The sequence below is a fragment of the Proteus sp. PR00224 genome, from assembly GCF_016238105.1.
GTDB lineage: Bacteria > Pseudomonadota > Gammaproteobacteria > Enterobacterales > Enterobacteriaceae > Proteus.
In genome coordinates this window covers 16,375-28,843 of record NZ_JAEHQU010000014.1, presented here as the reverse complement: position 1 = coordinate 28,843, position 12,469 = coordinate 16,375, and the positions used below count along the sequence as shown (strand labels likewise).

Sequence of the window (12,469 nt, the reverse complement as noted above, 5' to 3'; positions counted from 1 at the left end):
ACTCGCGTAATTTCCTAAAAAAGGGCATCAATTGATGCCCTTTTTATGCGTTGTTTGAAAAAGAACCTATCTCATCACTAGTTTGTTGTAAATTATTGGTGAGATAGGCTCTGATACAACGAATCGAGTCCAGTATCTTGCAGATACGAATGTCATAGAGATATGACACTGTGTCAGATGCAATCATAGTTGATTTTATGGTTAGTCTGATTTGTTTTGCTCTTGCGAGGCAAGCTGGCTATTTATTTACATCATAGTGACAGGTTAATTTATGAGTGCGAATAGCGGAGCTCAAGATAGCAAACGCGGTGGTGATATCGCTAAGTGGATCATTACCGTTTTATTGCTGGCAGTAGCAGTGGGTGGCAACTATCTTTACCGTGAATTTAACCTAGCGTTGCGAGCTTTAGCTGTTGTTGCTTTGTTCGTAGCAGCAGGTGGGATCGCGTTGTGGACAACACAAGGTAAAGCAACGTTAGCATTTGCTCGTGAAGCGCGTATTGAAATGCGTAAAGTAGTATGGCCAACACGTCAAGAAACATTGCAGACAACTCTGATTGTTGCTGCGGTGACGGCTATTGTGTCATTAGTTCTTTGGGGACTGGATGGCATTCTGGTTCGTTTTGTTTCATTTATTACTGGCCTGTGAGGTGTTCATGACTGATTCTCCCAAAAAACGCTGGTATGTCATTCAGGCATTTTCAGGCTTTGAAGGCCGTGTTGCACAGTCTCTGCGTGAACATATCAAATTAAACGAAATGGAAGACTCATTCGGCGAAGTTATGGTTCCAACCGAAGAAGTGGTTGAGATCCGTAGCGGTCAACGTCGCAAAAGTGAGCGTAAATTTTTCCCAGGGTATGTTCTTGTCCAAATGGTCATGAACGATGCAACTTGGCACTTAGTACGTAATGTACCTCGTGTTATGGGATTCATTGGCGGAACGTCAGACAGACCTGCACCAATTAGCGATAAAGAAGTTGATGCGATTATGAATCGCTTACAACAAGTTGGTGATAAACCGCGTCCTAAAACACTGTTTGAACCAGGTGAAATGGTTCGTGTTAGCGATGGTCCATTCGCTGACTTTAATGGTGTTGTTGAAGAAGTTGATTACGAAAAAAGCCGCTTAAAAGTCTCTGTATCAATCTTTGGTCGTGCAACACCAGTTGAATTAGACTTTAGTCAGGTTGAAAAAGGTTAAACCTTTTTACGCTGCTTTCTTGCAAAAGGTGGAAAAGTTATCTACAATTTTCCACCTTTCGTTTTGAGTTGTTTTGTCATAAGACAGAACAAAGTAAAATCGGGGAGCCCTAGCCGGGCGATATACCCAAATTGAGGAATTAATTAATGGCTAAGAAAGTCCAAGCCTATATCAAACTGCAAGTTTCTGCAGGTATGGCTAATCCAAGTCCACCAGTTGGTCCAGCTCTGGGTCAACAAGGTGTTAACATCATGGAATTCTGTAAAGCATTCAACGCTAAAACTGAAAGCGTAGAAAAAGGTTTACCAATTCCTGTTGTTATTACAGTTTATGCTGACCGTTCTTTCACTTTCGTTACCAAAACTCCTCCAGCAGCAGTTCTGCTGAAGAAAGCGGCGGGCGTGAAATCAGGTTCTGGCAAACCGAACAAAGAGAAAGTAGGTAAAATTACTTCTGCTCAAGTTCGTGAAATCGCAGAAACTAAAGCTGCGGACCTGACTGGTGCTGACGTTGAAGCTATGATGCGTTCAATTGCTGGTACTGCTCGTTCCATGGGCCTGGTAGTGGAGGATTAATCTGATGGCTAAACTAACCAAGCGCATGCGCAATATCCGTGAGAAAGTTGAAGTAACTAAACAGTACGAAATTGCTGAAGCTGTTGCTTTACTGAAAGAACTGGCTACTGCTAAATTCGTTGAAAGCGTTGACGTTGCTGTTAACCTTGGCATCGATGCACGTAAATCAGATCAAAACGTTCGTGGTGCAACTGTACTTCCACACGGTACTGGCCGTTCAGTTCGCGTTGCTGTATTCGCACAAGGTGCAAATGCAGAAGCTGCTAAAGAAGCAGGCGCTGAATTAGTCGGTATGGACGACTTAGCTGCTAAAGTTAAAGCTGGCGAAATGGACTTTGACGTTGTTATCGCATCTCCAGATGCAATGCGCGTTGTAGGTCAATTAGGTCAAATTCTTGGCCCACGTGGCTTAATGCCAAACCCGAAAGTGGGTACTGTAACTCCTAACGTTGCTGAAGCAGTTAAAAATGCTAAAGCTGGTCAGGTTCGTTACCGTAACGACAAAAATGGTATTATCCATACCACTATCGGTAAAGTTGATTTCAACGAAGCTCAGTTGAAAGAAAACTTAGAAGCTCTGTTGATTGCTCTGAAAAAAGCAAAACCATCAGCAGCGAAAGGCGTTTATATCAAGAAAGTAAGCCTGTCTACCACTATGGGTGCAGGTGTTGCGATTGATCAAGCTAGCTTAAGCGCGACAGTTTAATCTTAGATTAGACTAAAGTCATAAAAGACTTTACCTTGGCGTCAAATTTGTATAGAATTTGACGCCTTGAGTTTAGCTATGTTGTATTTTATTCAAGTCGACATAACTAAATTCTCTGAATTTCGGTTGGAGTCTGGCCTATCCAGACCCCGTCCAAGACCGCAGGTGTAAGTAATTACTTAATTTTCCTGCGTAGACGGTGAGAGAGCCAATAAAGAATTATATATTCTGGATTCTACTCACCGTGTTTTAGCGCTTATACCATTGTGGTAATAAGTGATGTGAGTCCCGAGTTTTTACTCGGTTAATCCAGGAGCAAGAAGCTAATGGCACTAAATCTTCAAGACAAACAAGCGATTGTTGCTGAAGTCAGCGAAGTTGCCAAAGGTGCGCTTTCTGCAGTTGTTGCGGATTCCCGTGGCGTTACTGTAGCTAAAATGACCGAACTGCGTAAAGCATGTCGTGAAGCTGGCGTTACTGTACGTGTAGTACGTAACACACTTCTGCGTCGTGCTGTTGAAGGTACTTCTTATGAAGTACTGAAAGATGCATTTGTTGGTCCAACCTTGATTGCATTTTCTGCTGAACATCCGGGCGCTGCTGCTCGTCTGTTCAAAGATTTCGCGAAAGCGAACCCAGCATTCGAGATTAAAGCGGCTGCCTTTGAAGGTGAGTTTATCCCAGGTTCGAACATCGATCGTCTGGCTACACTCCCAACTTACGATGAAGCAATCGCACGCCTGATGGCAACCATGAAAGAAGCCTCTGCAGGCAAATTGGTTCGCACTCTGGCTGCTCTGCGCGATCAGAAAGAAGCTGCTTAATAGCCAATTTCTTCGTTGCTTTATTTACGTATAAACTTTTTCTGAATTTTAGGAACACTTGTTATGTCTATTTCTAAAGACGATATCTTAAACGCAGTTGCTGAAATGTCTGTAATGGACGTTGTTGAACTGATCTCTATGATGGAAGAAAAATTCGGTGTATCTGCTGCTGCAGCTGTTGCTGTTGCTGCGGGTCCAGCAGAAGCTGCTGAAGAGAAAACTGAATTTGACGTTATCCTGAAAGCTATCGGCGGTAACAAAGTAGCAGTAATCAAAGCAGTACGTGGCGCTACCGGTCTTGGCCTGAAAGAAGCTAAAGACTTAGTAGAATCTGCACCAGCAGCTCTTAAAGAAGGCGTAAGCAAAGATGATGCTGAAGCTCTGAAGAAAGCTCTGGAAGAAGCAGGCGCTGAGGTTGAAGTTAAATAATTTAACTTCCCAGAGTGCAGCCTAACGGCTGATGGCTGGTGATTTTTTGGTCACCAGCCTTTTTGCGCTGTAAGGTAAGAGTCACTTTTTCACACTTTTTTGGTGTCTCATTACTTCAATATTTTTTGCTATTGACGACTTAATATACTGTGTTAGTCACTACGATCCACGTTCTCTAAAGCTCGGTAGTGATCTTGGCACAATGAAATGATTTAAGAGTAATAGCAATAAATATTCGGAAAATAGTTGTTTTCCTACCTACAAAAAAACAGTGTTTGCAGAATGTCGAGCCATCCTTAAAGTTAAGGACAGGCAGAGTGGGTCACTTTTCAGCGAGCTGAGGAACCCTATGGTTTACTCCTATACCGAGAAAAAACGTATTCGTAAGGATTTTGGTAAACGTCCACAAGTTCTGGATGTTCCCTATCTCCTTTCTATCCAACTTGACTCGTTCCAGAAGTTCATCGAGCAAGATCCTGATGGTCAAAACGGTCTGGAAGCAGCTTTCCGCTCCGTATTTCCTATCCAAAGCTACAGTGGTAATGCTGAATTACAATATGTCAGCTACCGCTTAGGCGAGCCTGTTTTTGATGTTAAAGAATGTCAGATCCGCGGTGTAACTTATTCTGCACCTCTGCGTGTAAAACTGCGTCTGGTCATTTATGAACGTGAAGCCCCAGAAGGCACCGTTAAAGACATCAAAGAACAAGAAGTCTATATGGGTGAGATCCCATTAATGACCGATAATGGTACCTTTGTTATCAATGGTACTGAGCGTGTTATCGTTTCCCAGTTACACCGTAGCCCTGGTGTGTTCTTTGATAGTGACAAAGGTAAAACACACTCTTCAGGTAAGGTACTGTATAACGCACGTATTATCCCTTATCGTGGCTCATGGTTAGACTTCGAATTCGACCCTAAAGATAACCTTTTTGTCCGTATTGACCGTCGCCGTAAATTACCTGCGACTATCATTTTACGCGCAATGAATTACAGCACTGAAGAAATCTTAGGATTATTCTTCGAAAAAACATTGTTTGAAATCAGCAACAACAAGCTGATGATGACATTAGTGCCTGAACGTCTGCGTGGTGAAACTGCTTCATTTGATATTGAAGCAAACGGCAAAGTGTATGTCGAAAAAGGCCGTCGTATTACCGCTCGCCATATTCGTCAATTAGAAAAAGAGCAAGTTGACCGCATTGAAGTACCTGTTGAATACATTGCAGGTAAAGTGGTTGCTCGTGACTATATTGATGAAGCGACAGGTGAACTGATTTGTGCTGCTAACATGGAAATCTCTTTAGATGTGTTAGCTCGCTTAAGTCAAGCTGGTCATAAAACGATTGAAACACTGTTTACCAATGACTTAGATCATGGTGCTTATATTTCAGAAACTGTTCGCGTCGATCCTACAAACGATCGTTTAAGCGCATTAGTTGAAATCTATCGCATGATGCGTCCTGGTGAACCACCTACACGCGAAGCAGCAGAAAATTTATTTGAGAACTTATTCTTCTCTGAAGATCGTTATGATCTGTCTGCTGTTGGTCGTATGAAGTTCAACCGTTCTTTAGGCCGTGACGAAGTTGAAGGTTCTGGCATCCTAAGCCAAGAAGATATCATTGAAGTAATGAGAAAACTGATTGATATCCGTAATGGTAAAGGTGAAGTGGATGATATTGACCACTTAGGTAACCGTCGTATTCGTTCTGTTGGCGAAATGGCTGAAAACCAATTCCGTGTTGGTCTGGTGCGTGTTGAACGTGCAGTTAAAGAGCGTCTATCTTTAGGCGATCTTGATGCATTAATGCCACAAGATATGATCAACGCAAAACCGATTTCTGCTGCTGTCAAAGAATTCTTTGGTTCTAGCCAGTTATCACAGTTTATGGATCAGAATAACCCGCTATCAGAAATTACGCACAAACGTCGTATTTCTGCATTAGGCCCAGGTGGTTTGACCCGTGAACGTGCAGGCTTCGAAGTTCGAGACGTACACCCAACCCACTACGGTCGTGTGTGCCCAATCGAAACACCTGAAGGTCCAAACATCGGTCTTATCAACTCATTATCTGTTTATGCACAGACTAATGAGTACGGTTTCCTAGAAACGCCTTACCGTGTTGTTGAAAACAATGCCGTAACAGATGAAATTCACTATCTGTCTGCAATCGAAGAAGGTAACTTCATCATTGCTCAGGCTAACTCCGTATTAGACGATGACAATCACTTCGTTGAAGAATTAGTTACTTGCCGTCATAAAGGTGAGTCAAGCTTATTTAGTCGTGACCAAGTTCAGTACATGGACGTTTCAACCCAACAGGTTGTTTCTGTCGGTGCTTCACTGATCCCATTCCTTGAACACGATGACGCCAACCGTGCATTGATGGGTGCGAACATGCAACGTCAGGCTGTTCCTACACTTCGTGGTGATAAACCACTGGTAGGTACAGGTATGGAACGTGCGGTAGCGGTTGACTCCGGTGTTACTGCGGTTGCTAAACGTGGTGGTGTTGTTCAGTATGTTGATGCTTCTCGTATCGTTATCAAAGTTAACGAAGAAGAGACTTACGCTGGTGAAGCGGGCATCGATATCTACAGCTTGACTAAATACACTCGTTCTAACCAGAACACATGTATTAACCAAACTCCTTGCGTATCTTTAGGTGAACCTGTTGATCGTGGTGACGTGTTAGCCGATGGTCCTTCAACAGACCTTGGTGAGTTAGCATTAGGTCAAAACATGCGCGTGGCATTTATGCCATGGAATGGTTATAACTACGAGGACTCCATCCTTGTATCTGAACGTGTTGTTCAAGAAGATCGTTTCACTACTATCCATATTCAAGAACTTGCTTGTGTCTCTCGTGATACTAAGTTAGGGCCTGAAGAGATCACAGCTGATATCCCGAACGTCGGTGAAGCAGCGTTATCTAAACTGGATGAATCAGGTATCGTTTATATCGGTGCTGAAGTGAAAGGTGGTGACATTCTGGTTGGTAAAGTAACACCTAAAGGTGAAACTCAACTGACTCCAGAAGAGAAACTGCTGCGTGCTATCTTCGGTGAAAAAGCGTCTGATGTTAAAGATTCTTCTCTGCGTGTTCCTAATGGTGTGTCTGGTACAGTTATCGACGTACAAGTCTTCACCCGTGATGGCGTAGAAAAAGATAAACGTGCATTAGAAATCGAAGAATCACAGTTACGTGAAGTTAAAAAAGACTTAACTGAAGAACTGCGTATCTTTGAAGCTGGTCTATTCGCTCGTATCCGTGGTGTTCTGATTGCTGGCGGTATTGAAGCTGAGAAATTAGATAAATTACCTCGTGAACGTTGGTTAGAGCTGGGTATTGCGGATGAAGAGAAGCAAAACCAGTTAGAACAATTAGCAGAACAGTATGATGAACTGAAAGCTGAGTTCGCGAAGAAACTGGAAGCTAAACGTCGTAAAATCACTCAAGGTGATGATTTAGCACCAGGCGTGCTGAAAATCGTTAAGGTTTACCTGGCTGTTAAACGTCAGATCCAACCTGGTGATAAGATGGCGGGTCGTCATGGTAACAAGGGTGTTATCTCTAAGATTAACCCAATTGAAGACATGCCATACGATGAAAACGGCAATCCAGTAGACCTCGTATTGAACCCACTGGGTGTACCATCACGTATGAACATCGGTCAGATCCTTGAAACTCACTTGGGTATGGCTGCTAAAGGTATCGGTGATAAGATCAACGCGATGCTGAAACAGCAACAAGAAGTTGCTAAATTACGTGAATTTATCCAGAAAGCTTACGATCTGGGTATGGCACCTCGTCAGAAAGTTGATCTGGACACCTTCAGCGATGAAGAAGTGTTACGTCTGGCTGAAAACCTGAAAAAAGGTATGCCAACCGCAACACCAGTGTTCGATGGTGCAGAAGAAATGGAAATTAAAGAGATGCTGAAATTAGCTGATCTTCCAACTTCTGGTCAGATTACACTTTTCGATGGTCGTACAGGTGAACAATTTGAGCGTCCAGTAACTGTTGGTTACATGTACATGCTGAAACTGAACCACTTAGTTGATGACAAGATGCACGCCCGTTCTACTGGTTCGTACAGCTTGGTTACTCAGCAACCTCTTGGTGGTAAAGCACAGTTTGGTGGACAGCGTTTCGGGGAGATGGAAGTGTGGGCACTGGAAGCATACGGTGCAGCTTATACTCTTCAAGAAATGCTTACTGTTAAGTCGGATGACGTTAACGGTCGTACCAAAATGTACAAAAACATCGTTGATGGTAACCATCAGATGGAACCAGGTATGCCAGAGTCGTTCAACGTATTGTTGAAAGAGATCCGTTCACTGGGTATCAACATCGAATTGGAAGACGAATAACGGATTCCATATAGACAGACTGCTAGAAATGGCAGTCTGTCAAACAGTGACTACACTGGTTTAAAGGGGTGAATGACAGGGGTCATTTGCCTGGCAGGTCTAACTCCGACAGGAGCCATTTCGTGAAAGACTTATTAAAGTTTCTGAAAGCGCAAACCAAGACCGAAGAGTTTGATGCGATCAAAATTGCTCTGGCATCACCTGATATGATCCGTTCATGGTCATTTGGTGAAGTTAAAAAGCCAGAAACAATTAACTACCGTACGTTCAAACCAGAGCGTGACGGTCTTTTCTGTGCCCGTATTTTCGGACCAGTAAAAGATTACGAATGTTTGTGTGGTAAATACAAACGTTTAAAACACCGTGGTGTTATCTGTGAGAAGTGTGGCGTTGAAGTTACACAAACTAAAGTTCGTCGTGAACGTATGGGTCACATCGAATTAGCTTCTCCAGTTGCTCACATTTGGTTCTTGAAATCACTGCCGTCCCGTATCGGTCTGCTGCTGGATATGCCACTGCGCGATATTGAACGTGTACTGTATTTCGAATCTTATGTTGTTGTTGAAGGCGGGATGACTAGCCTTGAGCGTGGACAAATCTTAACAGAAGAGCAATATCTTGATGCATTAGAAGAATTCGGTGACGAATTCGATGCGAAGATGGGTGCAGAAGCTGTTCAGAACTTGTTACAGAGCATGGATCTGGAACAAGAGTGTGAAACGCTGCGTGAAGAGTTAAATGAAACTAACTCTGAAACTAAACGTAAGAAACTGACTAAACGTATCAAGTTACTTGAAGCATTCATGCAATCAGGCAATAAACCTGAGTGGATGATCTTAACTGTACTGCCTGTGTTACCACCAGACTTACGTCCATTGGTTCCACTTGATGGCGGTCGTTTTGCGACTTCAGACCTGAACGATTTATATCGTCGTGTGATCAACCGTAACAACCGTTTAAAACGCCTGCTTGATTTAGCAGCACCAGACATTATCGTACGTAACGAAAAACGTATGTTACAAGAGTCTGTGGATGCGTTATTAGATAACGGTCGTCGTGGTCGTGCGATTACGGGTTCTAACAAACGTCCTCTGAAATCTTTGGCTGATATGATCAAAGGTAAACAAGGTCGTTTCCGTCAAAACCTGTTAGGTAAACGTGTTGACTATTCTGGTCGTTCTGTAATCACCGTTGGTCCATACCTGCGTCTGCATCAGTGTGGTCTACCGAAGAAAATGGCTCTTGAGTTATTCAAACCATTTATTTACGGAAAACTGGAAACCCGTGGTTTAGCGACAACAATCAAAGCCGCTAAAAAAATGGTTGAGCGTGAAGAAGCGGTTGTTTGGGATATCTTAGATGAAGTTATCCGCGAACACCCAGTGATGCTGAACCGTGCACCAACACTTCACCGTTTAGGTATTCAGGCATTTGAACCAATCCTTATTGAAGGTAAAGCTATTCAGTTACACCCACTCGTTTGTGCGGCATATAACGCCGACTTCGATGGTGACCAAATGGCGGTTCACGTACCATTGACATTAGAAGCACAGTTAGAAGCTCGTGCGCTGATGATGTCAACAAACAACATTCTGTCTCCAGCAAGTGGTGACCCAATCATCGTTCCTTCACAGGACGTTGTATTAGGTCTGTACTACATGACTCGTGACTGCATCAATGCCAAAGGTGAAGGCATGGTGTTAAGTGGTCCTAAAGAAGCTGAACGCGTTTATCGCGCAGGTTTAGCCTCTTTACACGCACGCGTTAAAGTACGTATCACTGAAGAGATCAAAGATGGCGAAGGTAACATCACCACTGAAACTAGCTTAAAAGACACAACTGTCGGCCGAGCTATTTTATGGATGATCGTACCAAAAGGCCTACCTTACGCGCTGGTTAACCAACCATTAGGTAAGAAAGCAATTTCTAAAATGCTGAATACCTGTTATCGCGTATTGGGCTTGAAGCCAACAGTTATTTTTGCTGACCAAATCATGTATACCGGTTTTGCTTACGCAGCACGTTCAGGTGCTTCAGTAGGTATCGATGATATGGTTATCCCTGCGAAAAAAGCAGAGATCATTGCAGAAGCAGAAGCAGAAGTTGCAGAAATTCAGGAACAGTTCCAATCCGGTCTGGTAACAGCGGGCGAACGTTACAACAAAGTTATCGATATTTGGGCTGCGGCGAATGAGCGCGTAGCAAAAGCGATGATGGAAAACCTGTCTACTGAAACCGTTATTAACCGTAATGGTGAAGAAGAACAACAAGTATCTTTCAACAGCATCTTTATGATGGCTGACTCCGGTGCTCGTGGTTCTGCAGCTCAGATTCGTCAGTTAGCAGGTATGCGTGGTCTGATGGCTAAGCCAGATGGCTCAATCATCGAAACACCTATTACAGCAAACTTCCGTGAAGGTCTGAACGTACTCCAGTACTTCATCTCAACTCACGGTGCTCGTAAAGGTCTTGCGGATACGGCACTGAAAACAGCAAACTCCGGTTACTTGACTCGTCGTTTAGTTGACGTTGCACAAGACTTAGTCGTAACAGAAGACGACTGTGGTACAACCGAAGGTGTTATGATGACTCCGGTTATCGAAGGTGGTGATGTTAAAGAACCACTGCGTGAACGTGTATTAGGTCGTGTGGCTGCAGAAGATATTCTGAAACCAGGTACTGCCGATATTCTTGTTCCACGTAACACCCTGTTAAACGAAAAACTGTGTGACTTGTTAGAAGAAAACTCAGTTGACAGCGTGAAAGTACGTTCAGTTGTAACCTGTAACACAGACTTCGGTGTGTGTGCTAATTGTTATGGTCGTGACCTTGCTCGTGGTCATATCATTAACAAAGGTGAAGCTATCGGTGTTATCGCGGCACAGTCAATCGGTGAACCAGGTACACAGTTAACGATGCGTACGTTCCACATCGGTGGTGCGGCATCTCGTGCGGCAGCAGAATCTAGCATTCAAGTACGTAACAAAGGTACTCTGAAGCTGTTTAATGCGAAGTTCATTACTAATACTGCTGGTAAATTAGTTATCACTTCTCGTAACACAGAATTACGTTTAATTGACGAATTCGGTCGTACGAAAGAGAGCTATAAAGTACCTTACGGCGCTCAATTAGCGAAGGGTGATGGCGAAGCGGTTAACGGTGGCGAAACTGTTGCTAACTGGGATCCACATACAATGCCAGTTGTGAGTGAAGTATCTGGTATCATCCGTTTTGCAGACATGGTTGATGGGCAAACTATCACACGTCAAACAGATGAATTAACAGGTCTTTCTTCACTGGTTGTTCTGGATTCAGCAGAGCGTACAGGTAGCGGTAAAGATTTACGTCCAGCATTACGCATCACTGATGCACAAGGTAATGACGTATTAATCCCGAATACTGATATGCCAGCACAGTACTTCCTGCCAGGTAAAGCGATTGTTCAGTTAGACGATGGCATTACAATTAACGCAGGTGACACTTTAGCGCGTATTCCACAAGAATCTGGCGGTACTAAAGATATCACCGGTGGTCTGCCACGCGTTGCTGACTTGTTTGAAGCTCGTCGTCCGAAAGAGCCTGCAATCCTTGCTGAAATCAGCGGTATTGTTTCGTTCGGTAAAGAGACTAAAGGTAAACGTCGTCTAGTTATTTCTCCATTAGACGGTAGCGATGCATACGAAGAGATGATCCCTAAATGGCGTCAACTTAACGTATTCGAGGGTGAGGTTGTGGAACGCGGTGATGTTATTTCCGATGGTCCAGAATCACCACACGACATTCTGCGCTTACGTGGTGTTCATGCGGTTACTCGCTATATCACTAACGAAGTACAGGAAGTTTACCGTTTACAAGGCGTTAAGATTAACGATAAACACATCGAAGTTATCGTACGTCAGATGCTACGTAAAGTTACCATTGAGAACGCAGGAAGCTCTGAGTTCCTCGAAGGCGAACAGGTTGAATACGCTCGCGTTAAAGTTTCAAACCGTGTTCTGGAAGATGATGGTAAAGTACCAGCAACGTATGCTCGTGACCTGTTAGGTATCACGAAAGCATCTCTGGCAACTGAATCCTTCATCTCTGCTGCATCGTTCCAAGAAACAACTCGTGTTCTGACGGAAGCTGCGGTAGCGGGTAAACGTGATGAATTACGTGGCTTGAAAGAAAACGTTATTGTTGGTCGCTTGATCCCAGCTGGTACTGGATATGCGTATCACCAAGATCGTATGAAGCGTCGTCAATCACAACTGCCGACAGATGAAACTGAAACAACAATCAGTGCTGATGAAGCATCTGCTAACTTAGCAGAATTACTGAATGCTGGTTTTGGTGGATTAAAAGACTAAAATCTA

8 protein-coding genes are annotated in these 12,469 nt (G+C 43.6%); all 8 read left to right on the top strand.

Annotated features, from left to right (window positions below; genetic code table 11):
* Positions 1-271 precede the first annotated feature (271 nt).
* The 8 genes from secE (at position 272) to rpoC (ending at position 12,463) form a co-directional block, all read left to right on the top strand.
* Complete coding sequence (gene secE, locus JEP71_RS16790; RefSeq protein ID WP_023583091.1) at positions 272-649, top strand: preprotein translocase subunit SecE; 378 nt, start codon at positions 272-274, stop codon at positions 647-649.
* Positions 650-656: 7 nt separating this feature from the next.
* Entirely contained in the window at positions 657-1,202 is a 546-nt protein-coding gene (nusG, locus tag JEP71_RS16785) for a transcription termination/antitermination protein NusG (protein WP_004246900.1), read from the top strand.
* A gap of 146 nt (positions 1,203-1,348) precedes the next feature.
* A complete protein-coding gene (gene rplK, locus JEP71_RS16780; RefSeq protein WP_006534703.1) occupies positions 1,349-1,777 on the top strand; it encodes a 50S ribosomal protein L11 in 429 nt (142 codons plus the stop codon).
* Between the two features lie 4 nt (positions 1,778-1,781).
* Positions 1,782-2,483, top strand: coding sequence for a 50S ribosomal protein L1 (gene rplA, locus JEP71_RS16775; RefSeq protein WP_198626632.1), 702 nt, complete (start codon positions 1,782-1,784; stop codon positions 2,481-2,483).
* 326 nt (positions 2,484-2,809) lie between these two features.
* Positions 2,810-3,307, top strand: a complete 498-nt coding sequence (gene rplJ, locus JEP71_RS16770; RefSeq protein ID WP_006534706.1) for a 50S ribosomal protein L10 — start codon at positions 2,810-2,812, stop codon at positions 3,305-3,307.
* Positions 3,308-3,370: 63 nt separating this feature from the next.
* Positions 3,371-3,736 (top strand): 50S ribosomal protein L7/L12, encoded by a 366-nt coding sequence (gene rplL, locus JEP71_RS16765; protein ID WP_023583093.1) that lies wholly within the window; start codon positions 3,371-3,373, stop codon positions 3,734-3,736.
* A gap of 349 nt (positions 3,737-4,085) precedes the next feature.
* Positions 4,086-8,114 (top strand): DNA-directed RNA polymerase subunit beta, encoded by a 4,029-nt coding sequence (gene rpoB / locus JEP71_RS16760; protein WP_109374341.1) that lies wholly within the window; start codon positions 4,086-4,088, stop codon positions 8,112-8,114.
* A 122-nt stretch (positions 8,115-8,236) separates the two neighbouring features.
* The gene (rpoC, locus tag JEP71_RS16755) at positions 8,237-12,463 is read left to right on the top strand and encodes a DNA-directed RNA polymerase subunit beta' (RefSeq protein WP_109374342.1); all 4,227 of its coding nucleotides are present in this window, start codon (positions 8,237-8,239) and stop codon (positions 12,461-12,463) included.
* The last annotated feature ends 6 nt before the right edge of the window (positions 12,464-12,469 follow it).